Origin of the sequence: Haloarcula sp. CBA1131, assembly GCF_008728975.1 — an archaeon.
Classification (GTDB): domain Archaea; phylum Halobacteriota; class Halobacteria; order Halobacteriales; family Haloarculaceae; genus Haloarcula; species Haloarcula hispanica.
Map to the genome: position 1 here is coordinate 253,602 of NZ_RPCY01000001.1, position 23,682 is coordinate 277,283.

Sequence of the window (23,682 nt, forward strand, 5' to 3'; positions counted from 1 at the left end):
ATAGCTTTTCACGGACCCGGACGAGGCACCGGTATGGTCGTCGGAGATGTCACTACGGGAACCGAACTGCTTGTTATCGGCGGCGGTCCGGGCGGCTACGTCGCCGCGATCCGGGGCGCGCAACTGGGACTGGACACGACGCTCGTCGAGCGGGACGCCTACGGCGGGACCTGCCTGAACCACGGCTGTATCCCCTCGAAAGCGCTCATCTCGGCCTCGGACGTCGCCCACGACGCCCGGCAGGCCGAATCGATGGGTGTGTTCGCGGACCCGGCCGTCGACATGGCCGGGATGACAGAGTGGAAAGACGGCGTCGTCACACGGCTGACACGGGGCGTCGAGTCGCTGTGTGAGAGCGCCGGCGTCAATCTGGTGGAGGGGACCGCCGAGTTCGTCGACGACGGGACGGTCCGGGTCGCCCACGGCGGCGATGGGCAAGGCTCGGAGTCGCTGTCGTTCGAACACGCCATCGTTGCGACAGGGAGCCGACCGATGGCGGTCCCCGGCTTCGAGTTCGACGGCGAGCACATCCTCTCTTCGAAGGACGCGCTCGCGCTCGAATCGGTCCCCGAGAAGCTGCTCGTCGTCGGCGCGGGCTACATCGGCATGGAGCTCTCGACGGTGTTCGCGAAACTGGGCGCGGAGGTCACGGTCGTCGAGATGCTTGATGACGTGTTGCCCGGCTACGAAGACGACATCGCGACGGTCGTTCGGGACCGCGCCGAGGACCTGGGTATCGATTTCAACTTCGGCGAGGCGGCCGACGACTGGGACGAGACAGAGGAGGGCATTCGCGTCCAGACCGTCGACGAAGACGACGCGGTCACCGAGTATAACGCCGAGAAATGTCTTGTCGCGGTCGGGCGCGAACCGGTCACGGACACGCTCGCGCTGGAGAACATCGACCTCCAGACGGACGAGAACGGCGTCATCCCGACCGACGACCAGTGCCGGACGGCGTACGAGTCGGTGTTCGCAGTCGGCGACGTGGCCGGCGAGCCGATGCTTGCCCACAAGGCGATGGCCGAAGGCGAGGTCGCTGCGAGAGCCGCCGCCGGCGAACCCGCCGCGTTCGACCATCAGGCGATTCCCGCCGCAGTGTTCACCGACCCCGAAATCGCCACCGTCGGGATGACTGAGAGCGAGGCCGAGGCGGCGGGCTTCGACCCGGTCACTGGGCAGATGCCGGTACGGGCCAACGGCCGCGCGCTCACGGTCAACGAGAAGGAGGGCTTCGTTCGCGTCGTCGCTGATGCTGACGAGGAGTTCCTGCTCGGAGCACAGATCGTCGGCCCGGAAGCGTCGGAGCTTATCGCCGAACTCGGGCTGGGTATCGAGATGGGCGCGCGGCTTGAAGACATCGCCGGGACGATCCACACGCACCCGACGCTCTCCGAAGCGGTCCACGAGGCGGCCGCGGCGGCACGCGGCGAAGCCGTTCACACGCGCTGAGAACGTGTGGGGCTGGTTCACGAAGGCCCAGTCAAACACAACTCTGTGGGTGTTTACTGACAGAGAGACAGAATCTTGCGCCGTGCAAAAGGGTTATATTGTGGATTGAGTAAACTGTCGGTGACTAGGAACCGGTAAGATATGTCTACTGACTCAGAGCCCGACGATACCATCGCCCAGGCGATCATTTCGGGGTCGACGTACGAGCGACTCCGTTATGAACGCCACTCGTATCTCAGACAGACTGTCCCGCGGACGCTCGCACTCCAGAGCGCCCTGCTTGGTGCGCTGGCACTGTTACTACCGATCTACGGTCTGTATCCGGACAGCACCGCGGCGTTTCTCCCGGCAGTTGACCCCGCCGTCGCCTCGCCGAAGGTGCTGTTGCTCGGGCTGTTCGGCGGGTTCTTGCAGTTGTTCGGTGCGACGTTGCTCGTCGGGTCAGTCCTCTACCGAGTCCGGCTTGCCCCGCTGACTGAGCGACAGGCGCACGCGGCGCTCAACGCCGAGGACTTCGCGCGCTACGTCGGCCTCGGGACCGGCGGACTGGCAATCGTGCTCTCGCTTTGCCTGTTCGCTGTGGGGCTTGGCGGCGGTGACGCAGTGTCCGCATACGTCGCGTTCACGGGTCGAAACCCGTTCGTCGACTCCGGGTTCGGCCTGTCGGTTGCAACGGTCTCGCTGCTCGCCTTCGTCGCCAGCGTGACGGTTTTTTACGCCTCGCGATACCTTCTCGTTCACCTCGCGCTGTTCCACCGTAGCAACGAGTGAGGAGTGTCACCGGTAGCGATACAGCAGTGGCGAAATTCCACGTCCGTGAAAAGTCGAGGACGCCGTCAGTTAGTCGCAACGTCGTTGATACCTGACTGTATCAAGAACCACGAAATGGGACCGAAGACGACGAACAGCAGGAACAGGACCACACCACTCTGGTCGGTGACGGCTTCCGCCGCGTTTGAGATCTGCCAGATCCCGATGATGTTTACGAGAGGAATGACTGCCAAGATAGGAGTCAGGTTCTGGTCTGTCCCTGCATCGAGTTGCTTGGCGGTCTTGTACAGCCAGTACAGGCCATAGAGCGTTCCAGTCACGACAAACAGGACGACCTGCAGGCCGAGCGATCCGTCTTCGAACGCGGTTGCGTCAGTCACTTGCGGTGATGCTGACATACAGTCGCTATTCGCTCACGCTTGCTGAAAAAAGTACACCCGCTGTAGATTCGCAAGCAGTCGGACGGGTGCCTGTCTGGCACGGCACTGACGAGGACCTGGCACGGTTGTCCTGAACGGCGGCTGACGCCACCGAGACAGCGTCAGACGGATACCGCGACCGCCCCGGCACAGCGCTTGCCGATGACCACGGTTCTTTTGGTTCCCACCGCTGTACCCCGGGTATGACCACTGTTACCCTGGGTCCCGAGGGGACCTACTCCCACCGCGCCGCACAGGCAGTCACCGACGACGAGATATCCTTCTCCGAGTCGGTGACCGCCATCGTCGAAGCCGTCGCCAGCGGCGAGGCCGAGCGCGGCGTCGTCCCCGTCGAGAACAGTATCGAAGGCTCCGTCACCGAATCGCTCGACGCCTTCGCGGAGTACGACGTTGCCGTCGTCGAGGAGATTATCACGCCGATCCGCCACGCGCTGCTCGCACAGGACGAGTCGTTCTCGCTGGTGGCCAGCCACGCCCAGGCGCTGGCCCAGTGTCGCGGCTGGCTCGACGAGCACTACCCCGGCGTCAACGTCGAGGCCGTCGCGTCGACGGCCCGCGGCGTCGAACGCGCCCGCGGCGACCCGGACATCGCCGCTATCGGCCACCCCGAGAACGCGACCAACGGGACCGAACTGAAGGTGCTCGCCGAGGACATCCAGGACCAGTCCTCGAACGCCACCCGCTTCGTCGTCGTCGCACCGACGAGCGAGCGCAGCGAGGCCGGCGGCAAGACCTCCTTCATCGTCTACCCCGACGTCGACTACCCCGGCCTCCTGCTTGAACTGCTGGAGCCGTTCGCAGCCCGCGACATCAACCTCACCCGCGTCGAGTCCCGGCCCAGCGGCGAGCGCCTGGGCGACTACGTCTTCCACATCGACATCTCGGCCGGCCTCTACGAGCAGCGCACGCAGGACGCCCTCGCCGACATCGAAGACATCGCCGAGAAGGGCTGGGTCCGCCGGCTGGGGTCGTACGACTCGCAGACGGTCGTCAACTGAGTCAGCGGGACACCGCCGGCCCCGTTCAAGCGTTAAGTCCCGGGCCCGTGTACCCCCGTGTATGTCTGACCGCGATCCGTTCAGCGAGATCGAGCGCGCGTTCGATATGCTGGGAGAGCAATTCGGCGTCGACATGGGCGCTATTCCAGTGGATGTCGTCGACGAGGGCGACGCCTTCGTCGTCCACGCGGACCTGCCGGGCTACGACAGCGACGATATCGACGTCCAGCTCGTCGAGGACCGAGAAGTCACCATCAGCGCCACGTCGAGCCGGGAGCAAGAGTCGACTGACGGCCAGTACGTCCAGCGCGAGCGCCGCCAGCAGTCACTGAGCCGGTCGGTCCGCCTCCCCGAAGCCGTCGACGACGATGAGACCACCGCGAGCTACGACGACGGCGTCCTCACCGTTCGGCTGGCGAAGGTCGGACACAGCGAGGACGATAACGGGACGGATATCCCCGTAAACTGACGATGGTACTCGAACCCGGCACGGACGTGCCGACGATCAGGGCGACGAACCAGCACGGAAACCCGGTCCAGCCCGCCTTCGAGCAGCCGACGGTGCTGTACTTCTATCCGGCAGACGACACGCCGGGGTGTACGACGGAGGCGGAGCAGTTCGAGGAGCACGCAAACCGGTTCGAGGACGCCGGCGTTTCAGTGTACGGCGTCTCGACCGACGGCGTGGAGAGTCACCGTGACTTTGCGGAAAAGAACCACATCAGTTTCGACCTGCTAGCCGACCCCGAGGGACGGCTGTGTGAAGCGTTCGACGTGCCGCTGGTCGACAGGCGGAGCCAGCGGACGACGTACGTCATCGCGAAGGAACGCGTCGTCGCCGTCTACGAGCGGGTCGGCCCCGACGGCCACGCGGCGAGCGTCTTCGAGGACCTCATTGACACCGGCCTGGTCAGGGCCGAGTAGGGCTCAGAAAGCGATAGCACGCCGACGGGCTACTCGTCGATGTCGATGGCCGGGCGACCGGGGCCGGCTTTGCCGACGAGGTCGGGGTCCGCTTCCGCTGGTCCCTGAACGATTACGTCGGCGCCGAACTCTCGTTCGACGAGCCACGCGGCACGTTCGAGCGCCGCCTGTTCGCGCTCGGGTGGCAGTTGCTCGTCCAGCGACTGCGCGCGGCCGGCCAGTTCCTTGGCGAAGTCCGCGGCCGCCTCGCCCTGCTCGCGCAGGTCCTCGTCCTGCATGACGGTGCCGACGACGTTGCCGTCGGCGTTCCGAGCGAGGTCCAGCACGCGGTGCTTCCACTGGGGCGCGACGGCGAGCGTGATGGTCTGTGGGTCCTCGATGCCGACCGTGTCGACGATATCGCGGATGTCCTCGCGGGTGTTCTCGACCAGCCGGCGCTCCATCTCGTAGTCTTCGGGGGCTTCAGCAGCCGGCCACTCGGCCTCTGCGATGAGGTCGTCGTGGCCCAGTTCGGCCCACATCTCCTCGGCGGCGTGGGGCGCGACCGGGGCGAGCAGTTTCGCCGCCGTCGCCAGCCCGCGCTCGAAGGTGTCGGCGTCGGGGGTGGTCGCTTCCTGATAGCGGCGCAGCAGCGACACCAGTTCCCGCACGGCCTGGAGCGCGTGGTTGAAGCGGAAGTCCTCGAACTCGACCGTCGCGTTCGCCGCGGTGGCGTCGATTTCGCGGGCGACGTAGTCCGCGATGTCGTCACCGTTCGCCAAGTCTGTGGCTGTCTCCGCCTCGCCGTTGGCGTATTCCGAAACCAGCGTGTACACGTTCTGGAGGAAGCTATGAGCAGATTGGACACCCTCAGGACTCCAGGCGAACTCCTTCTCTGGCTGGGCGGCCTCCATGATGAACAGCCGGGCCGTGTCCGCGCCGTACTCCTCGATGATGCGCTGGGGTGAGACGCCGTTATCCAGGCTCTTCGACATCTTGTTGCCGTCCTCGCCCAGCACCATCCCCTGGTTCGTGAGGTTGGTGAAGGGTTCGCGGACGCCGTCGACCATGTCGAGGTCGTCCAGCACCTTCGTGAAGAAGCGGGCGTACAGCAGGTGCATCACGGCGTGTTCGATACCGCCGACGTACTGGTCGACCGGCATCCAGTCGCTGGCCCGCTCGGCGTCGAAGGGGGCATCCGCCATCTCCGGCGAAGTGTATCGCAGGAAGTACCACGAGGAGTCGACGAAGGTGTCCATCGTGTCCGTCTCCCGCACCGCGTCGGCACCGCAGTCCGGACAATCAACCTGCTTCCACTCCTCAGCGGCGTCCAGCGGGTTCCCAGTCGTGTGGACGAACTCCGGCAGTTCGACGGGGAGATCCTCATCGGGGACTTCGATGTAGCCACAGTCGTCGCAGTGGATCATCGGAATTGGCGTGCCCCAGTAGCGCTGGCGGGAGATACCCCAGTCGCGGAGGTTGTACTCCGTGCGGTGCTCGCCGTCGAACTCCTCGACGAAGCGGTCGCGGGCTTCGTTACTACTGAGCCCGTCGAACTCGCCGCTGTTGACCAGCAGGCCGTCCTCGGGGTAGGCTGCTTCCTGCACGTCGATGTCTTCGGGGTCAGCGTCCGCGTCGTCGGTCGGTTCGACGACCTGCACGATGTCGATGTCGTGGGCCTCGGCGAACTCGTGGTCGCGCTCGTCGTGGGCCGGCACGGCGTACAGCGCGCCCGTCCCCACGTCGGTCAGCACGTAGTCGGCGACGTAGACGGGAATCTCCTCGCCGGTAGCGGGGTTGACGGCGTACTCGCCGGTAAACACGCCGGAGGTCACGTCGAGTTCGTCCTCGTCGGCCTGTTCGGCCGTTTCGATGTACTCCGCGACTTCATCGTTGCCCTCGGCGATTTCCTGTGCGACAGGGTGGCCCGGAGCCAGCGAGAAGAACGTCGCCCCGTGGATAGTGTCAAGGCGGGTCGTGAAGATGTCGACCTCGCCGTAGTCGCCGACCTCGAAGGCGACGCTCGCGCCCGCCTGCTTGCCGATCCAGTTGCGCTGCATCTCCCGGACGTTGTTCGGCCAGCCGTCGAGGTCGTCTAAGTCCTCCAGCAGTTCCTCGGCGTAGTCGGTGATGGTGAAGAACCACTGGTCCATCTCGCGGGCTTCGATTGGTGTGTCACAGCGCCAGCACAGTTCCTCCTCGCCCTCGACCTGCTCGTCGGCGAGGACGGTCTCGCAGGAGGGACACCAGTTCAGTTCGGCGGCCTGACGCTCGACCAGCCCTTCCTCGCGGAACTGTTTGAACAGCCACTGGTTCCACTGGTAGTAGTCGGGTTCACAGGTCGCGAGTTCGCGGTCCCAGTCGTAGCCAAAGCCCATCTCAGTGAGCTGGTCGCGCATCGAGTCGATGCACTGCATCGTCCAGTCCCGCGGGTTGGTGTCGCGTTCCTCGGCGGCGTTCTCAGCCGGGAGGCCGAAGGAGTCCCACCCCATCGGGTGGAGGACGCTCTCGCCGCGCATCCGCTCGAAGCGGGCGTAGGCGTCCGTGATAGTGTAGTTCCGGACGTGGCCCATGTGGAGGCTCCCGGAGGTGTAGGGGAACATCGCCAGGACGTACTCCGGGTCGCTCTCGTCGTCGTCGATCCGGAACACGTCGGCCTCGTCCCACGTGCGCTGCCACCTGGGTTCGATCTCCGTGTGATCGAACCCCCGCTCGCGTTCCTCACCGGTCGTGGTCATGATATCGGAACATCCGGCAGCGACCGTGCTATACCTTTCCCTTCGGGAGGCTATCAGGGGCCGCCGCACGAGCCCACAAGCCGAATGGATGTGAATCCGGGGGACCGGCGTACCACAGAGCGGTAACGTCGCCACAGGTCGACCAGCCGCCCGCTATGCCTGACAGTCGACGTTGCCGATGTCGAATCGAGCACCGCCCGACTCGCTCTCGGACATGGAGATCGTCCAGCCGTGGTCCGCGGCGACCCGGCGAGCGACGTAGAGTCCGAATCCGGTGTTCTCCGGGACAGCGGTGTGGCCCGCGTCGAACACGCGCTCCGGCGGTTCGACATCGATGCCCGGGCCGTCGTCGGCGACGAAGAAGCCGTCGGCCGTCGTACCGACGGTGACGGTAACCGACGGGCCAGCGTGTTCGAGCGCGTTCTGGAACAGTATCTGGAGCAACAGCCCGGCGGACTCCTGATCGGCGACAATGCGGGTGTCCCCGTCGAAAGTCAGGCACGCCTCACTGCCGGCGAGGGTGTCCCACACCTCCCGACTGAGACGGGAGAGCCAGACGTGTTTTCGCTTCGGGACCTGTTCGATCTCGTCGCGCTGGCTCGAGCCATTCGGATCGCTCGTGGAGAGTTCGACCACGGTATCGATAATCGTCGAGATCTGGGAGAGCGACTCCTCGATGTCGGCGGTCGAATCGTCACAGTCAGCCAGTTCTTCGAGTCGCCCGTAGGCGATCTGGAGTTCGTTTCGAAGCTCGTGAGACGCCACGAGTGCGACTTTCACCATCCGTTCGTGCTGGCGGCGAAACGCGTGCTCGCGGAGCTTTCGCTCCGTGATATCCTGAGTGTGTCCGACGATTCCCCGAACGTTCCCAGCGGAATCGTACCACGGCATCTTGCGGGTGCGGACGTACGACGCGTCGAGATCGAGGAACTCCTCCACTTCGATCCGGTCCGTGTCGCCCTCGATGACGTCCATCTCATCACGCAGGGCCGCTCTCGCGTGTTCATCGGCCAGTTCCGGGACCTCGACGTCGGTGAGGCCAAGCCGGTCGGTCGGCTCGTTGAACCCCCGACCCATCAGGACGTGTCGTGCCTGCTCGTCTTTCGCGTACAGGTGGTCCGGCAACTCGTTGAACAGGGAGAGCAACAGCGTCTCCATCGGGGACGGCGGGCGTCCGGCAACAGTCGGTGGCTCAGCGTCGAGACTGTCCCGGAGGGCCTCGGCGACGGTGTCTTCGAGACGTGTCGACGCCTCGACAGCCGTCACGTCGAGGGTATCCGGGACCGCCGCCGGGTCCTCGCCAGCGACGATCACCGGCAGGTCGGGAAACAGCTTCCTGACGCCGTACGCGATATCGGTTCCGGACTGGCCGTCGACTGTTTCGGGCAGAACGAGAGCGTGGAACGTCGAATGGGTGAGCGTGTCAAAGAGGGCCGTGAGGTCCGACAGATGCGTGATCGAAGCCGGCGTCTCAGCGAGAGCGGATTCGAGAGTCCCGGTATCCAGCCTGTCGGCTGCGACGACGAGCACAGATTTGCTACCCATAGTGCGTTCCCAGTGACCAAACTATTGCGTGTGGTGGACTGTCACTGTTTCGGGTGTTTCGAGGACCAGACGCCGCTCACAACTGCCAGTGCAGCGATGTCGCCCGGACTGTCGAGCCGATAGCGTCGCCGGTACTCCGGCCGAGAGAGCGGCGCCCCACACAAGATTTTTGCCGGTCTCGGCTGGTGTCGGGAGTGTATGGTACACTGCCCTGACTGCCAGACCTCGCTGGAAACGGCCGACGACATCGAGTTCGTCGAAGTAGACGCCAAGACCGGCTTGATTAAAGCCTCCAAGCGCTTTTACACCGCCAACTGCGCGGCCTGTGGCGTCACTATCGGTAGCGGCGTCGCCGGCGCAAAGTCCAACGGAGGTGCGGCCTGATGGTCCACTGTCCGGAATGCGACGCGGAGATGGCCGACCAGGACGATGTAGAGTTCCTCGACATGGATTCGACGACCGGCTTCTTCACCGCCTCCAAACGCTTCTACCTCGTGGCCTGTGGCGAGTGCGGGGCCGCAATCGGTAGCGGCGTTGCCGGCGCAATGTAGTTACACCGGGGCCTAGGCTTATACACGTTTCAGTGCAAGAGAAAGTATGTCTGAATCACCTGACGACGACACGAAGGACAGCGGACGACTGCCGGCACCGCTCCGGTCGGTCACGCCGGGGACGCGTAGCCGTCCCAACGAGGGGATGGACGTGATCGGTTGGGGGATGCTCGCCGGCCTGTTCGTCCTGCTGATGCCGCTCCTTCCGTTTATCATCATCGTCTGGGGCATCTCGAAAGTGACCGAGATGCTCACGCCCTCGTCGTAATCAGGACGTGTCGGTGTCGACGAGCGAGAACGGCGTCCCGTCGCCGTCATCGCTTGCGTTCTGATAAACGACGTGGGCGGCCGCGACATCCTGAATGGCCAGCCCCGTCGAGTCAAAGAGCGTGATGCCGTCGTCGTCGGTCCGCCCCGAGAGGGTGCCCGCGACGATGTCGCCGAGCTCCCCGTGGAGGTCGGTATCAGTCAGGACGCCCTCGCCCCACGGGACGTTGATCTCGCCGGAGTGGGTGCACTGTTCGTAGTTGTCGATGACGAGTTTCGCGTCCAGCAGCGTGCGTTCGTCGTGTTCTTGCTTGCCGGCGGCGTCGGCACCAATGGCGTTGATATGCGTGCGCTCGCCGAGCCACTCCCGGTTGACGATGGGCGACTCGACGGGCGTAATCGTCGACAGCACGTCACAGCCGGCGGCGTCCTCGATACTGCCCGCACGTACGTCGAACTGGTCGGCGCAGGCGTCGACGAACGCCTGCTGTTTCTCCGCGTCCCGGTCGGCGACGACCACCGTCTCGATGTCCCGGACCGACGAGATGGCGTCCAGTTGCGTGTACGCCTGCGTGCCAGCCCCGACCAGACCAAGGGAGTCCGCGTCGGCGACGGCGAGATGGTCGGTGGCGACCGCCGCGGCCGCCCCGGTCCGCAGGCGCGTCAGGACTGTGCCGTCCATCACGGCCAGCGGGAACGCCGTCTCGGGGTCCGAGTAGATGAGCGTCCCGAGGACGGTCGGTAGGTCGTGGTCGCGGGGGTTGTCCAGATGGACGTTGACCCACTTGACCGCGGCGGCGTCCCACGTTTCCGCGTTGACGTAGGCCGGCATCGACCTGAAGTCGCCGTTGTACTGCGGCAGGTCGACGTATGACTTGGCCGGCATGATGGTGTTCTCCCTGGCATCGGCGGCGAAGGCCGCGGCGACTGCGTCGATGACTGCCGGCATCGCCGCGTGGTCCTCGACCGCGTCCGCGCCGAGAAGTAGCGTCTGCATATGGTATGTTGACACTCGACAATATTCAGCCCTCCGCCGTCACAGGGGTTATATCGCCACACGACCAGTCACGGGTATGCGTCGCGGGGTGGCGATTGCCGCGGTCTGTCTCTGTCTGCTGAGCGCCGGATGTACCGGTCTGTTCGGGGACGGCTCGGCCGCCAGGGAGACGGTGACACCGGCTCCAGTCCCGACTGCAGACGCACCGACGAGTCCGGCGCAACGCGCCCCGGGCGTCGTCGGCGACCGCGTCGTCAACGCCACCGCGCTCGGCCGCGCCCACGTCGCCCAGCTCTCGAACACCTCCTATCGCGTCCACCACACCAGGACCGTCATGAACGGCAGCGGCCTGCACAGCCGCGTCCGGACCCGTGCCAGCGTCAGCGCGGGCTACGAGTCGTACACGGCCACCCGAACGATATCCGGGGAGAGTGTGACAGCGCGTGAGATCCATAGCACCTGGCGGGACGGCCGCGCGCTCAGTCGGACGACCGTCAACGGGTCGACGTCGGCGGAAGTAGTCGCGGACAGCCGCGGTATCGGTGGCCCGCCACGCCCACCTCGGGCCGCGCTGTTCTTCGAACCCACGTTCAACGGGCGTCTCATAGCGCTGCTTTCCGCCACTAACATCACATCCATCCGCCCCGGCGACGAGGTCATCAAGCAACTGTACGGCGTTCCGTTGTATCGCATCAAAGGAACCGGGTCGGCCGACGACAGCGCGGTTGCCACCCGTCCCGTCGACCGTGTGACCAACGTCTCCCTCTCGGCGACCGTGACGCCCAACGGCATCGTCCGAGGCTACGCGCTCCAGTACACGGTCGTGAACGGAACGGATACCCACAGAGTGACCGAGATTCTCCGCTACAGCGACCTCGGAACGACGGACGTGGTGTTCGAAGACCGACAGCGGACCGAACGCCATCGAAACCGAACAGCGCGTCCCGAATGACGCGAGCGACGGCTGGACGCCGTCGAATCAGTCACAAAACGGAGAGAGGCCCCCACCCGCTGTCACCAGTCCGTCCCACCAAACGGACCGGGACAGTCGATACTTCGCAGAGACGTACCTAACTGTTTCTCCGGTTTCACGTCTCGATATACACGCTGGGATGACTCGGCGCGTTACAGAATCGCAAAAAAACCGAACCGCAAACGGCGATTCGCTCGTTCGGAGATTTCGCTCCGCTCAGAACCTCGCTGTTCGCGGCTTTCGCCGCTCACTATTCGAGGGCCCCTCACTTCGTTCGGCCCCTCGCTTTGCTCACGGACTTCGTCCGTTCGCTCGTTCGGAGACTTCGCTCCGCTCGTCTCCTACATCATGCCGCCCATACCGCCGCCCATGCCGCCCATACCGCCAGGGGCGCCACCGGGGCCGCCGGGGCCGCCTTCGTCGCCGCCGGAGGTCGAGAGCTCGCCGGCAGCGATGATGTCGTCGATCTTGAGGACCAGGTTCGCGGCCTCTGCAGCCGAGGAGATCGCCTGTCGCTTGGCGTGGGCTGGCTCGACGACGCCGGTGTCGAGCGTGTTCTCGACGTCACCGGAGAAGACGTTCAGGCCGGCGCTGACATCGCCGTCCTCGTGGGCGGCGCGCAGGTCGACGAGCGTGTCGATGCTGTCGAGACCAGCGTTCTCGGCGAGGGTGCGCGGGATGATCTCCAGCGCGTCGGCGAAGGACTCGATAGCGAGCTGTTCGCGGCCTTCGACGCTGTCGGCGTAGTCGCGGAGCCGGCGGGCGACTTCGACTTCAGGTGCGCCGCCGCCACCGAGGACGCTGCCGTTGGCAACCGTGGACGCGACGACATCGAGCGCGTCCGTGACGCCGCGTTCGAGTTCGTCGACGACGTGGTCGGTCGAACCACGGAGCAGGAGCGTGACGCCGTGGGCTCCGTCGCCGCTGCCCTCGACGTAGAACAGGCCTTCGGCGTCGTCGCGGGTGACAGAGCCGTGACCCAGGTCTTCCGCGCTCGCGGAGTCGAGATCGGAGACGATGCGGGCACCCAGAACCTCTTTGAGGAACTCGATGTCGGACTTCTTGGCGCGGCGGACGGCCAGAATACCCTTCTCGGCGAGGTAGTGCTGGGCCATGTCGTCGATGCCCTTCTGGCAGAAGACGACATCAGCGCCGGTGTCGGCGATCTGGTCGACCATCCCCTTGAGCTGCTCTTCTTCCTTGTCGAGGAAGTTCTGGAGCTGGCTCGGGTCGTCGACGGAGAGCTGCGCGTCGACTTCGGTCTCGTCGAGTTCGATGGCCGTGTCGACCAGCAGGACGTCGGCGTCGTCGACTTCGGTCGGCATCTCCTCGTGGACCGGGTCCTTGTCGATGACCGCGCCTTCGAGGAGTTCGGAGTTGCCGGCGGAGCTGCCGGTCTGGGTCTCGATGTTGAGGTACTCAAGGTCGGCAATGACGGAGCCGTCCTCGGCCTCGACGGTCACGGCGTTGACCGCATCGACGATGAGCTGGGCGAGCAGCTCCTTGTTGAGCTCCGCGCCCTTGCCCGTCATCGAGGTTTCGGCGACTTTCTTCAGGAGTTCCTCGTCGTCGGGGTCGACTTCCGTGGCGATATCCGCGATTTCGTCCTTGGCCTGCGTGGCGGCCATGTCGAACCCTTTGATGATCGCCGTCGGGTGGATGTCCTGTTCGAGGAGGTCCTCGGCGTTCTTGAGGAGTTCGCCTGCGATGGCGACGGCAGAGGTGGTGCCGTCACCGGCCTCGTCTTCCTGTGTCTCGGCAACCTCGACGATCATCGAGGCTGTCGGGTTGTCGATGTCCATCTCCGAGAGGATGGTGACGCCGTCGTTCGTGACGGTCACGTCGCCCATCGAGGAGACGAGCATCTTGTCCATCCCCTTCGGGCCGAGCGTCGAGCGTACTGACTCGGCGACCGCGCGAGCGGCCGAGATGTTGTGTTCCTGTGCAGACTTGTCCTTCATCCGCTGGGAGTCCTCTCCCAGGATGATCATCGGCTGGCCCTGCATCTGGCGTTGGCTCATAATCAAGCGAAGATTGCATGTGGTTCTATATAAAAGTATGGGTTATGGGACGTTCGTCGGTCACCCGTTGAGACAGCCAGAACAGGTGAAACCACCAGACAGAGGGAGTACGGTCCGTCGGTAATGGTAGCTGTTGGCACGCCCCATCAAGCGAGCGACGACCTGTTTATATATTCACTCGACGGGTTCCGTCCAGTGGACCGTGACCGACCCGACGACGAAGGCGTCCTTCGAGTCGGTGTCCCGTCGGAACTGGATCGTGTTCTTGCCGAGGTGCAGTCGCTCGGGCGCAATCGTGTCCATCCAGAGCTGCCACCCCTCGCCAGGCGCGATGTCGAACCCCGACAGCGCCTCGCCGTTGACCACGATCTCGTGGTCAAAGTCCTCGACGTCGAACACCTGCATCTGCACGTACGGGTCATCCGGTGACGAGGTGGGGATGTCGAAGGAAACCGGATCGGTCGAATCACCGGTGTACTCGGCCCAGGGAACGTCGAGCGAGTCCGCCGACGGGCCGAGGAGCTGCTGGAACTGACAGAGCGCGTAGTTGGCACGACGTGACATACGGGTTACGTCTCCCGGGCGGTATAAAAATCAGTGGTCAGTTGCGGTCGCAGTGTCACCCAGAGCGAACAGAGCACGCACAGGAGAGCGGAGCGCCTATGAGTGGCCGGCTGTTGCCCATCGGTATGGACGCTGCGCTTGGCCCGCCAGAGAAGATGGCCGAGCTCGAGGAGGACCTGACGCCGATGATGGCACAGTACTACGAGCTGTGCCGGCAGTACGACGACGCCCTGGTCCTCTTTCAGGTCGGGGACTTCTACGAGGCCTTCTGTGCGGCCGCACAGCGGGTCGCCCGGCTGTGTGAGATCACGCTGACCCAGCGCGAGGACTCGACCGGCGAGTACCCGATGGCCGGCATCCCCATCGACAACGCCGAGTCCTACGTCGAGACGCTGCTGGACGCGGGCTACCGGGTCGCCATCGCCGACCAGGTCGAGGACCCCGACGAGGTCAGCGGCGTGGTCGAGCGGGCGGTGACGCGAATCGTCACCCCCGGCACACTCACGGAGAGCGAACTGCTGGGCGGGGCGGACAACAACTACGTCGCCGCCCTGACCGCTGGCGAGCGATACGGGCTGGCGCTACTTGATATCTCGACCGGCGACTGCTACGCGACCAGTGTCGGCTCGGAAAGCGCCGTCGCCGACGAACTCAGCCGGTTCGGCCCGGCGGAAGCCATCGTCGGGCCGGAGGTCGACGTGGACCGGGACGCCGTCTTCGGCCCGGCCTGTCTGGTGACGCGCTACGACGCGGCCGCCTTCGACCGGGAGCGCGCCGAGGACCGCGTGGGGCAGTACTTCGGCCCGCCGGAGCGCCTGCTCGCCGGCGACGCGGAAATCCGGGCCTGTGGCGGCCTGCTGGCCTACGCTGAGTACACCCGCGGCAGCAGCGGCGCGGTCGGCCCCGACGGCGAACCGGTCGACGCGGACGTGGACCCCGCCGGCACGCTCGACTACCTCAACCATCTCACGCGGTACGACCCGCGGGAGTACATGCTGCTCGACGCCGTCGCCGTCGAGAGCCTCGAACTGTTCGAACGGCGCTCGGTCCGGGGCCACGAGAACCGAACGCTCGTGGACACGGTCGACGAGACCGCCTGTGCGCTAGGGCGGCGGAAACTGACCGACTGGCTCCGCCGGCCGCTGCTCGATGCGGACCGCATCGAGGCCCGCCACGGCGCGGTCGCGGAACTCCAGCGCGACCCGGCGACCCGCGAAGGGCTCTCGGACCTGCTCGCGGACGTGTACGACCTCGAACGGCTCATCTCGCGTGTCTCTCGCGGCCGGGCGAACGCCCGTGACCTCCGGTCGCTGGCCGCCACGCTGTCAGTCGTGCCGGATATTCGTGACCACCTTGCTGACGCCGATGCCCGCCTGCTCGCGGACCTGCACGCCACGCTGGACCCGCTGACCGAGACCCGCGAGGAAATCGAAGCGGCGATCCGCCCGGACCCGCCACAGCAGGTGACCGAAGGCGGCGTCATCCGCGAGGGCTACGACGATGAACTGGACCGACTGCGCTCGACCGAACAGTCGGGCAAGCAGTGGATCGACGACCTCGAAGCCAGCGAGCGCGAGCGCACCGGCATCGACTCGCTGAAGGTGGGCCACACCTCGGTGCACGGCTACTACATCGAGGTGACGAACGCCAACCTCGACGCCGTGCCCGCGGACTACCAGCGCCGCCAGACGCTGAAAAACAGCGAGCGCTACTACACGCCGGAACTCAAGGAGCGCGAGGACGAGATTCTGCGCGCCGAGAGCGCGGCCGACGACCTGGAGTACGACCTGTTCTGTGCGGTCCGGGACGAGGTGGCCGACGAGGCCGAGCGCGTGCAGGCGCTTGCCGACCGTCTCGCCCGCCTGGACGTGCTGGTCTCCTTCGCCGAGGTTGCGGCGCAGTACGACTACTGCCGGCCGACCGTCGGCGGCGACGGCATCGACATCACCGCCGGCCGCCATCCGGTCGTCGAGCGGACCGAGGACGCCTTCGTCCCCAACGACACGCATCTCGGGAGCGGGCCAGTCCGAGCGAGCAGAGACGGAAGCGACGACGGTGTCACCGCGGACGATATACAGCCCTTCCTCGCCGTCGTCACGGGACCGAACATGAGCGGGAAATCGACGTACATGCGCCAGGTCGCGCTGATCTGCCTGCTCGCACAGGCGGGGAGCTTCGTCCCCGCGAAGGCGGCTGACCTCCCGATTCTCGACCGAGTGTTCACCCGCGTCGGGGCCAGCGACGACATCGCCGGCGGCCGCTCGACGTTCATGATCGAGATGACCGAACTGGCGACGATTCTGGACGCGGCGACCGCCGATTCGCTGGTCCTGCTGGACGAGGTCGGTCGCGGCACGTCAACGGCCGACGGACTGGCTATCGCCCGCGCCGTCACGGAGCATCTCCACGACGAAGTCGGCGCGTACACACTGTTTGCGACCCACCATCACGACCTGACGGCCGTCGCCGCGGCGCTGCCCGGCGCGACCAACCGCCACTTCGAGACCAGCCGCGAGGACGACGACGTGCGCTTCGACCACGAACTCGCGCCCGGTCCCGCGGCGGCCTCCTACGGCGTCGAAGTGGCGAGCATGGCCGGCGTGCCCGAATCCGTCGTCGAACGGTCGCGGGACCTCCTGGCGGATGCCGAGACGGCCGACTCCGACACGGGTTCCACTGCCACGGAGACGGGACCGACGGAAAACGGAACAGCGGTGGCCCCGGCCGGCGAGGGTGGAGCGGACGGCCACACACAGGAGGCGCTTCGGACGAACGGGTCGGCTTCCGAGGCCGAACTGCCGGCGGCCGTGGCAGAGCAACTGGCGTCGCTCGATGTCGCGACGATGACGCCCATCGAGGCGATGAACGCGCTCGCGGACCTGCAGGACCGACTTGAATAACAGCCGCGGTCAACTATCGCTGGCACTGGCCCGTTCGTCGTGCGGGCAGGCGAACATCGTCGCGACGAGTTTCTGTTCGGCGGCCCGCAAGTGCTTGTGCAGCGTTGGCTCCGAGATGTCGAGGAGTTCAGCTAAGTCCGCGGCCGTCGCCCCGCGGGGCCAGTTGTAGTACCCCGCTTCGTGGGCCGTCGCGAGAACCTCCTGCTGTCGGTCGGTCAGTGGCTCGGTGTGGGACGCGTAGTTCTGGAACCCGAACAGCGGCACGATGGACTCGCGCTGTTTCTTCGCCGCGAGTTCGGCATCCGAGTGGGCCGTCAAGAACGAATCGATAACCGCGGCCGTATCGGTTTGGCTCGGGACATCGGCTACGATAGTCCCCTGTCCATCGACGCTCCGGGCGGTCTGTGGTACTGCCCCGGCGTCCGCAAGCGAGACAACGGGACAGTTGTCCCGCACGTTGATTTCGACGAGCCCACCGTCGCTGGTGCACTCAATCACCCGCGCCGTACCGCCGTTTTCGTCCTCAATGCGTTCGACAAGCCGGCCGGGGCGAGCACCCTCGACCGAAAAAAACTCGGCGTACGTGTCGTCTGTCTGGGGGAGACATTTTTCGAGAATCACGGAACACGATTCGGCTGCAGACACCGAGACGAAGGGATACGACCCATCAGAGAGGGCAAACTCCACACGGGTGACCGCCCGGCCGTTACCAGACTGTTGGGACATAGGTAAATGTAATTGGCATACTGTGAAGAGTGTTGGCATATATCGTGTTTCGGCGTTTACTATGCTAGCCACACTGAACTTTACATCTACAAGACAAATACAACATGAGGTCAGAGAACCGTGTCCGGAATATCACCAACCGTTATAGAAGTCCACGGCGCCGACCAGTCCATCGTCACGGCAGTCGTTCGCGCTGTCGCGACCGCGGAGAGACGGCCGGTCGAGACGCTCCCCCCACTGGCCGATAGTATCAATCCGGATGCACTGACGACGTGCATCGCTGATTCGAACACCGACGGTCATGTGGCGTTCGACTACAGCGGCTACCGCGTCGTCGTTGACACCGATGGAACGGTTACTGTAGACGGATAACTGCGTCATCCAACCGTGTGACGACAGCGGCAGTCAGTACGGGCGCGAGACTGACAGCTCCCAGAGAAGAGGAGAAAATAGCGGTTATGGCGGCTTGAGCGAGACGAACTCCAGCCCTTTCTCGGCGAGCAACTGACGCGCTCGGTCGGTCACCGACGGAGCGACGAGGATACCTCGGACCTCGGTGTCGGCGTGCAGGTCGCGCTCCAGGGCATCGACGTACCGACCCAGTTGGCCGACGGCGTCGGGACCCACGCGCCGGCGCTTGAGTTCGAGTATCGTCGTCCGGCCGTCGGCGTCCTCGCCGTAGATGTCGACCGCGCCGGCGGGGGTCTCGCGTTCGGTCGCAAGCGGCGTAAAGCCCGACTCCACCAGCGCCGGCTCGTCGAGGATGCGGTCTTTCAGATCGGCCTCCGTTCCGGTGAGCGCGAGGTCCTTGGAGTCGGTCACGTCGAAGGCGGCGGCGTGGGCGACCGTTTCAAAGGCCACTTCGAGCGACTCCTCGGGGGTCGACCGCGTGGAGCGGACGACCAGCGAGCCGTCGTCGACGCTGATGCTGTGCTCACAGCCCGGCGGCTGCCAGTTCACCGGCTGTTGGCCCTCGTCGGTGTGGACCAGCGCGGCCCCGTCGGGCTTGAGCATCACATGGCGGTCGCCGAGCCCCAGCGAACTGGCCGCTCGGCCCTCGTACTCGACCGTACAGGTGCCGACGAGCGTCACCAGCGCGCCGCGGTCGGCGTTGCGCGACGCGAGGTCCAGCGCGTCGGTGGGGTCGGGGTAGGTCAGCGTCTCGACGGCGGTCACGGGTGGCGGTTAGCGGTCCCCGCGTAAAAAGGACGCGTCGTCAGGGCAGTGGACGGACGAAGCGCGGTTTCGGAGCGACGCGAGCAGGGCGCGACGAACAGTTTCCGGGTCGCAGCCGTCGCTATCGAGGGCGCGACAGGCCTCGTCCTTGCGGTCGACCCACCACCTCCGAAACGCATCAGCGTCGGTAGTGCGGGCCAGAACGATATCGTCGAGGTCCGACAGCGTCGGATCGAGCCAGCAAACGGTGTAGGTCCGGACCGACCCGTCAAGCACGACCAACCGGTCGTGGGTAGCATCGATGGCAGCGAGAACAGCCGACGCCGTCCAGTCGTTCCCCAGCGGCCGGGACTGGGCGATGGGGTCGGCGTCGACGCCCCAGTGTGCGATGCGGCAGTCGTAGCGGCCGTCGGGACGGGTGACAGCGACGAGCGTTCGACGACCCATCAGGGACCACCGAGCGTGTAAGCGGGCATGGGGTTCCGTGGCTCCGTGGTCCTATTTGAACGCTGGCCTACAGGATCCCTATCGAGTGCCCGCCAGCGTAACCGAAACCACCGACCATTGGTAACCCAGCACAACCCTCAAGTAGTACGTTCACGTATCATTACATATGATGGTGAGCGAGTGGCTCTACGGCGCTATCGCGCTTCTCGTGGGGCTCCATGTCCTGACCATGCTGTATGCGTACCGGCACCGGGGTGACCCCGCCGGTGCGACCGGGCAGGGCGATACCGAAGGGCGCCGTGGCAGCGCCACCGACGACAGCACTGAATCCATCGACTGTCCCCACTGCGGGGCGAGGAACGAGCAGGACTACCAGTTCTGCCGGCAGTGCGTCGCCGACCTGACGAGCGGGAGCCCGCAGCGTCAGCCGACGGATCGAAGCCAGCCGTACTGACCGTTTACAAGGCCGGGGTCGAATCAACCGGATTGAGCGCTGCTGTCGGCCAAAGTATTTATTTCTCCGAATATATATTTGAATATACTGACGAACGGGGGTAGACTGTGGAAACCGTTATCGACGTACGCTCCTCGGGTCGACCGGAGATATTCGAGCGAGCGAACACCGACGGGCTGTTCGGACGCACACGCCGGCTCGAGCAGCCGCTGGGGCAGTATCTACGGGCGGCAGAGACGCCACGATATCTCGCGTACAACGACCGGTCCGGCGTCGTCGCTGGCCGGGGAAACGATAAGTCGCTCACGCCGGCCGGCGACTACCGCGCGTATCTGCTTGCAACGAACATCCGGGTCGTGTTCGTCGTCGGCGACGACAACGGCGACCGGACCATTTCGCTCCCTTGCGAAGACATTGTGGCCGTACACTGTCAGTCGGGGCTCCGTACGTCGACACTCGAAATCGTCACCGTCGACGAAGACCGCTGGGCGTTCGAATGCAAGGGCGATCTAGCGCCAGTACGGACGTTCATCGACGAAGCCACACAGGTCTGGACCCGTACGCTAACCGAACTCGACCGGGCAGAATCCCAGGTCGAGGCTGCAACGGCGGCACTGGAGGCGGCGAATCCCGACGCAGCAGCCACGCACATCACGGCCGCACAGGAGGCACTCGATAGCGGACGGGAACGGGTCGAATCGCTGGGGAAGGGGGCGACAGCGACCATCGATGCACGCCTCCAGTCAACGCAAGCACAGATCGACACCAGCCAGCGCCGACGGCACGTCAGGGCGGCCGAGGAGCACCGCGACGCGGCCCGGCACGCGTGGGAGGACCGGGCGTACGAGCGGGCCGCGGATGCGTACGCACAGGCCAGCGTCGAGTACGAACGAGCACTGGCGGTAACGGCACCGGAGCCGTCGGCAGAAGCCATCACGGACGCACGGGACGCAGTCGAGGCGGAATACGCCGAACTCCTGTCGGCCCCGGTCGACGCGGCACAGGCGGCTGCGGGCGCGGCCAGAGCCGCGACGGACCCGGCAGCGCGGGCCACACATTGGGAAGCCGCCCTCGACCGATACCGGACGGCGTACGAACTGGACTGGGGTCGTGACCGCCGCTTCGACGGCGACCGGGCGTCGCTCCGACAGGCGCTCGCGGACATCGCCGTCGAACTGGTCGATGCACACCGTGAAGCGGGGCAAGAGGCGCTGCGTGAGGGCAGCGACGAGTCAAAGCGAGAGAGTGCCGGGGCCGCGTGTGACGGTGCGGCGGCCCACTTCGAGCGCGCACGCGAGGTGGCCGCCGAACTCGTGCCCGACAGACGCGAGCCGCCAGCGGACGGACTGGCCGCCGTATCCGAACAGGAAGTCAGCGTCGAGTCAGAAGCGAAAGGTCGGTAATTGTTTATCAACGGAGAGTCGGGTATCGGTATGCGCTTTGGCATTATTTCGACGGCGAAAATCGCACGCAAGGACGTGATTCCGGGCATCCAGAAGTCGGACCACACGGTCGCGGCGATCAGCTCCAGAACCCGGGACCGTGCCAGCGAGGTCGCCGAGGCCCTCGATATAGACAGTGCCTTCGGCGACTACGAGACGATGTTCGCCGAGGCGGATATCGACGCGGTGTACAACCCGCTTCCGAACGCGCTCCACGCCAAGTGGAGCCAGCGGGCCGCCGACCACGGGCTCGACGTGCTCTGTGAGAAGCCACTGACCGTCGACACTGCCGGGGCAGTGGACCTCTTCGACTACTGTGCCGAACAGGGCGTCACGCTGATGGAGGCGTTCATGTATCAGTTCCACCCGCGGACCCGGCGGGCAAGGGAAATCGTCAAAAACGAACTTGGCGAGGTACACACCGTCGACGCGTCGTTCAAGTTCTCGCTCGGCGACGCCAGTAACATCCGGCTGGACCCGGAACTGGCCGGCGGGAGCCTGATGGACGTGGGCTGTTACGCCGTCAGCGCGGCCCGGGGCTTCCTCGGCGAGCCGGACCGGGCGTTTGCCCATGCCCGGGATTCCCGGGACAGCGGTGTGGACACGAACTTCAGCGGCGTCCTCTCGTACGACGACGGGGGGGTCGCCTCGGTTTCCTGCGGGTTCGACGGGCCGAGGCGGGAGTACTACCGGGTCGAGACCGACGACGGCTGGCTCGAAGCGCCGAACTGCTTCGGCCCGGAACACGACGAGTCAGTCTCGCTGACGTACAGCGTCGACGGCCGCGAGGTCACAGAGACGTTCGACCCGGTGGACCACTATCAGTTGCAGGTCGAGGCGTTCGCGGACGCCGTCGAAAACGGTGAAGCGCCGCCCATCGACCGGGCCGAGACGCTGGGGAACATGCGCGCCATGGACGCGCTGGCCCGGAGCGCGGACACCGGCCAGCCGGTCGACATCGCCAGTCCCGAGTGAAACGTAAATCGGGCGTGTGCCACGACACGACGAGCGCGAAACGGTTTTGACTGCGGCGGATGAGGCACGTACTGTGACACCCCCAACAGTGACGCTTCCGAGTGGCGACGAACTGCCGATGGTCGGCGTCGGGACGTGGGACATCGACGGCGACACCGTACAGGAGTCCGTTCGAGCGGGGCTCGATGCGGGCTACGCTCACGTCGACACCGCCGAAGGCTACCGGAACGAGGCCGAAATCGGCGAGGCCCTGGCCGACTACGACCGCGAGGACGTGTTCCTCACGTCGAAGGTGCTGCCCAAGCACCTCGATTACGAGTCCGTCATCGAGGCCTGCGAGGCGTCGCTCGACCGCCTCGGGACTGACTTTCTCGACCTGTATCTCGTCCACTGGCCAAACCCCGCTGTCTCTATCCGCGAGACGATGAACGCGATGGCGACGCTCCACGACCAGGGGAAGATCCGCAACGTCGGCGTCTCGAACTTCAGCGCGTACCAGCTTGGTGCCGCCCAGCACGTCGCCGACGTGCCCATCGCCGTCAACCAGATCGAGTACCACCCCTGGAACACCCAGGACCAAGTCGTCGAGTTCTGCCGCGACACTGACACCGTCGTCGAGGCGGCCGCACCGCTGGGTCGGACCGAGGTGTTCGCCGACGACGTGATTCAGGAGTTAGCCGAGGAATACGACAAGTCGCCGGCCCAGATTATCCTGAAGTGGGCGGTCGAGAACGACGTGGTGGTGCTACCGAAGTCTTCCTCTCCCGAGCACGTCCGCCAGAACCTCGCGTTGTTCGACTGGGAACTCGACGCCGCCGACCGCGAGCGAATCGATGCCATCGAACGCGAGCAGGCGGTCTACGACACCGGCGTCAACGACTGGGACAACGATACTTACGGCATTTCACAGTAGTCCCAGATGGTCGATCCGCCCGCACTGGACCGCTGGGACGCCGCAGCCGCGGCAAGCATCGCCGTTTTGCTTGTCGTGGCGTACGTTCTGATTCCCGACCCAACAGTCCAGTACGGGACGTGGCTGGTCATATTCTGCGTCTGGATGGCCTGGTTCGTCTCTTTCGGTGCCAGATGGTTATACGGGCCCTAGAGGAGTTCGTTGAAGCTTTTACTCGATTCCGTGTCAGCGGAGATTTATTTACTCCCGCTCTCTATACACACTCGATGCCCCGTATCGAAGTCTCGGAAAACCTGTACCGGCAGATCGAGAGCGAAGCCAACAACGACGACTTCAACGACACGCTGTGGAAGATGGTGGGCTCCTATCGGCGGACGAACAACCCAGAAGCGGACCAAACGTAAACGCACGTAACGTAGTCGTCGACGC

Annotated in this window: 26 protein-coding genes; 17 read left to right on the plus strand and 9 right to left on the minus strand. The window is 65.2% G+C overall.

All coding sequences use genetic code 11. The annotated features are described in order from the left end of the window. Window positions 1-33: 33 nt before the first annotated feature. Together lpdA and Har1131_RS01315 are read left to right on the plus strand one after the other, a co-directional pair. The gene (lpdA, locus tag Har1131_RS01310; protein ID WP_050037402.1) at window positions 34-1,452 is read left to right on the plus strand and encodes a dihydrolipoyl dehydrogenase; all 1,419 of its coding nucleotides are present in this window, start codon (window positions 34-36) and stop codon (window positions 1,450-1,452) included. 141 nt (window positions 1,453-1,593) lie between these two features. Further along, the gene (locus Har1131_RS01315) at window positions 1,594-2,223 is read left to right on the plus strand and encodes a hypothetical protein (RefSeq protein WP_014039224.1); all 630 of its coding nucleotides are present in this window, start codon (window positions 1,594-1,596) and stop codon (window positions 2,221-2,223) included. A 65-nt stretch (window positions 2,224-2,288) separates the two neighbouring features. Here the strand turns inward: Har1131_RS01315 and Har1131_RS01320 are convergent, their stop codons facing one another. Next, window positions 2,289-2,621, minus strand: a complete 333-nt coding sequence (locus Har1131_RS01320) for a DUF4234 domain-containing protein (protein WP_023843073.1) — start codon at window positions 2,619-2,621, stop codon at window positions 2,289-2,291. Window positions 2,622-2,845: 224 nt separating this feature from the next. Between Har1131_RS01320 and pheA the strand changes: the two genes are divergently transcribed. The 3 genes from pheA to Har1131_RS01335 all read left to right on the plus strand — a co-directional run bounded on the left by pheA (window position 2,846) and on the right by Har1131_RS01335 (window position 4,585). Further along, window positions 2,846-3,661, plus strand: a complete 816-nt coding sequence (pheA, locus tag Har1131_RS01325) for a prephenate dehydratase (protein WP_050037401.1) — start codon at window positions 2,846-2,848, stop codon at window positions 3,659-3,661. Between the two features lie 61 nt (window positions 3,662-3,722). After that, window positions 3,723-4,130 (plus strand): Hsp20/alpha crystallin family protein, encoded by a 408-nt coding sequence (locus Har1131_RS01330; RefSeq protein ID WP_050037400.1) that lies wholly within the window; start codon window positions 3,723-3,725, stop codon window positions 4,128-4,130. A 2-nt stretch (window positions 4,131-4,132) separates the two neighbouring features. Continuing rightward, complete coding sequence (locus tag Har1131_RS01335) at window positions 4,133-4,585, plus strand: peroxiredoxin (protein WP_050037399.1); 453 nt, start codon at window positions 4,133-4,135, stop codon at window positions 4,583-4,585. Window positions 4,586-4,614: 29 nt separating this feature from the next. Here Har1131_RS01335 and leuS read toward each other — a convergent pair whose 3' ends face one another. Then, window positions 4,615-7,302 (minus strand): leucine--tRNA ligase, encoded by a 2,688-nt coding sequence (gene leuS, locus Har1131_RS01340; protein WP_151144714.1) that lies wholly within the window; start codon window positions 7,300-7,302, stop codon window positions 4,615-4,617. 153 nt (window positions 7,303-7,455) lie between these two features. Then, complete coding sequence (locus Har1131_RS01345; protein ID WP_151144717.1) at window positions 7,456-8,847, minus strand: HAMP domain-containing sensor histidine kinase; 1,392 nt, start codon at window positions 8,845-8,847, stop codon at window positions 7,456-7,458. A gap of 198 nt (window positions 8,848-9,045) precedes the next feature. Between Har1131_RS01345 and Har1131_RS01350 the strand changes: the two genes are divergently transcribed. Genes Har1131_RS01350 through Har1131_RS01355 form a run of 3 tightly spaced genes read left to right on the plus strand, consistent with a single transcriptional unit; the run spans window position 9,046 to window position 9,666 of the window. Further along, window positions 9,046-9,231, plus strand: a complete 186-nt coding sequence (locus Har1131_RS01350) for a hypothetical protein (protein ID WP_014039218.1) — start codon at window positions 9,046-9,048, stop codon at window positions 9,229-9,231. Then, window positions 9,231-9,398, plus strand: a complete 168-nt coding sequence (locus tag Har1131_RS21550) for a hypothetical protein (RefSeq protein ID WP_014039217.1) — start codon at window positions 9,231-9,233, stop codon at window positions 9,396-9,398. Before Har1131_RS01350 ends, Har1131_RS21550 begins: the two co-directional genes overlap by 1 nt. A 46-nt stretch (window positions 9,399-9,444) precedes the next feature. Next, a complete protein-coding gene (locus tag Har1131_RS01355) occupies window positions 9,445-9,666 on the plus strand; it encodes a hypothetical protein (RefSeq protein WP_014039216.1) in 222 nt (73 codons plus the stop codon). Here Har1131_RS01355 and Har1131_RS01360 read toward each other — a convergent pair whose 3' ends face one another. Then, window positions 9,667-10,662, minus strand: coding sequence for an ornithine cyclodeaminase family protein (locus tag Har1131_RS01360; RefSeq protein WP_050037396.1), 996 nt, complete (start codon window positions 10,660-10,662; stop codon window positions 9,667-9,669). A gap of 76 nt (window positions 10,663-10,738) precedes the next feature. Here Har1131_RS01360 and Har1131_RS01365 point away from each other — a divergent pair, with 76 nt between their 5' ends. After that, on the plus strand, window positions 10,739-11,614 hold the full coding sequence (locus tag Har1131_RS01365; RefSeq protein ID WP_050037395.1) for a hypothetical protein: 876 nt from the start codon (window positions 10,739-10,741) through the stop codon (window positions 11,612-11,614). Between the two features lie 362 nt (window positions 11,615-11,976). Here the strand turns inward: Har1131_RS01365 and thsB are convergent, their stop codons facing one another. Together thsB and Har1131_RS01375 are read right to left on the minus strand one after the other, a co-directional pair. Then, window positions 11,977-13,656 (minus strand): thermosome subunit beta, encoded by a 1,680-nt coding sequence (gene thsB, locus Har1131_RS01370; RefSeq protein ID WP_050037394.1) that lies wholly within the window; start codon window positions 13,654-13,656, stop codon window positions 11,977-11,979. Window positions 13,657-13,830: 174 nt separating this feature from the next. Beyond that, window positions 13,831-14,220: a hypothetical protein gene (locus tag Har1131_RS01375; RefSeq protein ID WP_014039212.1), complete on the minus strand. Its 390-nt coding sequence runs from the start codon at window positions 14,218-14,220 to the stop codon at window positions 13,831-13,833. 125 nt (window positions 14,221-14,345) lie between these two features. Here Har1131_RS01375 and mutS point away from each other — a divergent pair, with 125 nt between their 5' ends. Then, a complete protein-coding gene (gene mutS, locus Har1131_RS01380) occupies window positions 14,346-17,120 on the plus strand; it encodes a DNA mismatch repair protein MutS (protein WP_151144720.1) in 2,775 nt (924 codons plus the stop codon). A 9-nt stretch (window positions 17,121-17,129) separates the two neighbouring features. On the opposite strand, the gene Har1131_RS01385 is transcribed toward mutS, so the two are convergent. Then, the gene (locus tag Har1131_RS01385; protein ID WP_151144723.1) at window positions 17,130-17,846 is read right to left on the minus strand and encodes a helix-turn-helix domain-containing protein; all 717 of its coding nucleotides are present in this window, start codon (window positions 17,844-17,846) and stop codon (window positions 17,130-17,132) included. A 120-nt stretch (window positions 17,847-17,966) separates the two neighbouring features. On the opposite strand from Har1131_RS01385, the gene Har1131_RS01390 reads away from it, so the two are divergent. After that, a complete protein-coding gene (locus Har1131_RS01390; protein ID WP_014039209.1) occupies window positions 17,967-18,218 on the plus strand; it encodes a HalOD1 output domain-containing protein in 252 nt (83 codons plus the stop codon). Between the two features lie 84 nt (window positions 18,219-18,302). Here the strand turns inward: Har1131_RS01390 and nucS are convergent, their stop codons facing one another. Both nucS and Har1131_RS01400 read right to left on the minus strand, forming a co-directional pair. After that, window positions 18,303-19,022 (minus strand): endonuclease NucS, encoded by a 720-nt coding sequence (gene nucS, locus Har1131_RS01395; protein WP_151144726.1) that lies wholly within the window; start codon window positions 19,020-19,022, stop codon window positions 18,303-18,305. 9 nt (window positions 19,023-19,031) lie between these two features. After that, window positions 19,032-19,469, minus strand: coding sequence for a DUF6735 family protein (locus tag Har1131_RS01400; RefSeq protein ID WP_151102785.1), 438 nt, complete (start codon window positions 19,467-19,469; stop codon window positions 19,032-19,034). Window positions 19,470-19,635: 166 nt separating this feature from the next. Between Har1131_RS01400 and Har1131_RS01405 the strand changes: the two genes are divergently transcribed. From Har1131_RS01405 to Har1131_RS21555, 6 genes are all read left to right on the plus strand, one after another. Beyond that, window positions 19,636-19,923 carry a zinc ribbon domain-containing protein gene (locus Har1131_RS01405; protein ID WP_004590026.1) on the plus strand — a complete coding sequence of 96 codons (288 nt, stop codon included), beginning with the start codon at window positions 19,636-19,638 and terminating at the stop codon, window positions 19,921-19,923. Between the two features lie 107 nt (window positions 19,924-20,030). Continuing rightward, window positions 20,031-21,326 (plus strand): hypothetical protein, encoded by a 1,296-nt coding sequence (locus Har1131_RS01410; RefSeq protein ID WP_151144730.1) that lies wholly within the window; start codon window positions 20,031-20,033, stop codon window positions 21,324-21,326. 30 nt (window positions 21,327-21,356) lie between these two features. After that, window positions 21,357-22,340: a Gfo/Idh/MocA family protein gene (locus Har1131_RS01415; protein WP_050037390.1), complete on the plus strand. Its 984-nt coding sequence runs from the start codon at window positions 21,357-21,359 to the stop codon at window positions 22,338-22,340. Between the two features lie 118 nt (window positions 22,341-22,458). Further along, window positions 22,459-23,253, plus strand: coding sequence for an aldo/keto reductase (locus Har1131_RS01420; protein WP_151103926.1), 795 nt, complete (start codon window positions 22,459-22,461; stop codon window positions 23,251-23,253). 6 nt (window positions 23,254-23,259) lie between these two features. Continuing rightward, window positions 23,260-23,445 (plus strand): hypothetical protein, encoded by a 186-nt coding sequence (locus Har1131_RS01425; RefSeq protein WP_014039203.1) that lies wholly within the window; start codon window positions 23,260-23,262, stop codon window positions 23,443-23,445. Between the two features lie 74 nt (window positions 23,446-23,519). Beyond that, on the plus strand, window positions 23,520-23,657 hold the full coding sequence (locus Har1131_RS21555) for a hypothetical protein (RefSeq protein WP_004516449.1): 138 nt from the start codon (window positions 23,520-23,522) through the stop codon (window positions 23,655-23,657). Window positions 23,658-23,682 lie beyond the last annotated feature (25 nt).

Coding starts and splice junctions, on each gene's coding strand:
- lpdA (WP_050037402.1), top strand. CDS start 34: ATGGTCGTCGGAGATGTCACTACGGGAACCGAACTGCTTGTTATCGGC.
- Har1131_RS01315 (WP_014039224.1), top strand. CDS start 1,594: ATGTCTACTGACTCAGAGCCCGACGATACCATCGCCCAGGCGATCATT.
- Har1131_RS01320 (WP_023843073.1), bottom strand. CDS start 2,621: ATGTCAGCATCACCGCAAGTGACTGACGCAACCGCGTTCGAAGACGGA.
- pheA (WP_050037401.1), top strand. CDS start 2,846: ATGACCACTGTTACCCTGGGTCCCGAGGGGACCTACTCCCACCGCGCC.
- Har1131_RS01330 (WP_050037400.1), top strand. CDS start 3,723: ATGTCTGACCGCGATCCGTTCAGCGAGATCGAGCGCGCGTTCGATATG.
- Har1131_RS01335 (WP_050037399.1), top strand. CDS start 4,133: ATGGTACTCGAACCCGGCACGGACGTGCCGACGATCAGGGCGACGAAC.
- leuS (WP_151144714.1), bottom strand. CDS start 7,302: ATGACCACGACCGGTGAGGAACGCGAGCGGGGGTTCGATCACACGGAG.
- Har1131_RS01345 (WP_151144717.1), bottom strand. CDS start 8,847: ATGGGTAGCAAATCTGTGCTCGTCGTCGCAGCCGACAGGCTGGATACC.
- Har1131_RS01350 (WP_014039218.1), top strand. CDS start 9,046: ATGGTACACTGCCCTGACTGCCAGACCTCGCTGGAAACGGCCGACGAC.
- Har1131_RS21550 (WP_014039217.1), top strand. CDS start 9,231: ATGGTCCACTGTCCGGAATGCGACGCGGAGATGGCCGACCAGGACGAT.
- Har1131_RS01355 (WP_014039216.1), top strand. CDS start 9,445: ATGTCTGAATCACCTGACGACGACACGAAGGACAGCGGACGACTGCCG.
- Har1131_RS01360 (WP_050037396.1), bottom strand. CDS start 10,662: ATGCAGACGCTACTTCTCGGCGCGGACGCGGTCGAGGACCACGCGGCG.
- Har1131_RS01365 (WP_050037395.1), top strand. CDS start 10,739: ATGCGTCGCGGGGTGGCGATTGCCGCGGTCTGTCTCTGTCTGCTGAGC.
- thsB (WP_050037394.1), bottom strand. CDS start 13,656: ATGAGCCAACGCCAGATGCAGGGCCAGCCGATGATCATCCTGGGAGAG.
- Har1131_RS01375 (WP_014039212.1), bottom strand. CDS start 14,220: ATGTCACGTCGTGCCAACTACGCGCTCTGTCAGTTCCAGCAGCTCCTC.
- mutS (WP_151144720.1), top strand. CDS start 14,346: ATGGACGCTGCGCTTGGCCCGCCAGAGAAGATGGCCGAGCTCGAGGAG.
- Har1131_RS01385 (WP_151144723.1), bottom strand. CDS start 17,846: ATGTCCCAACAGTCTGGTAACGGCCGGGCGGTCACCCGTGTGGAGTTT.
- Har1131_RS01400 (WP_151102785.1), bottom strand. CDS start 19,469: ATGGGTCGTCGAACGCTCGTCGCTGTCACCCGTCCCGACGGCCGCTAC.
- Har1131_RS01405 (WP_004590026.1), top strand. CDS start 19,636: ATGATGGTGAGCGAGTGGCTCTACGGCGCTATCGCGCTTCTCGTGGGG.
- Har1131_RS01415 (WP_050037390.1), top strand. CDS start 21,357: ATGCGCTTTGGCATTATTTCGACGGCGAAAATCGCACGCAAGGACGTG.
- Har1131_RS01420 (WP_151103926.1), top strand. CDS start 22,459: ATGGTCGGCGTCGGGACGTGGGACATCGACGGCGACACCGTACAGGAG.
- Har1131_RS01425 (WP_014039203.1), top strand. CDS start 23,260: ATGGTCGATCCGCCCGCACTGGACCGCTGGGACGCCGCAGCCGCGGCA.
- Har1131_RS21555 (WP_004516449.1), top strand. CDS start 23,520: ATGCCCCGTATCGAAGTCTCGGAAAACCTGTACCGGCAGATCGAGAGC.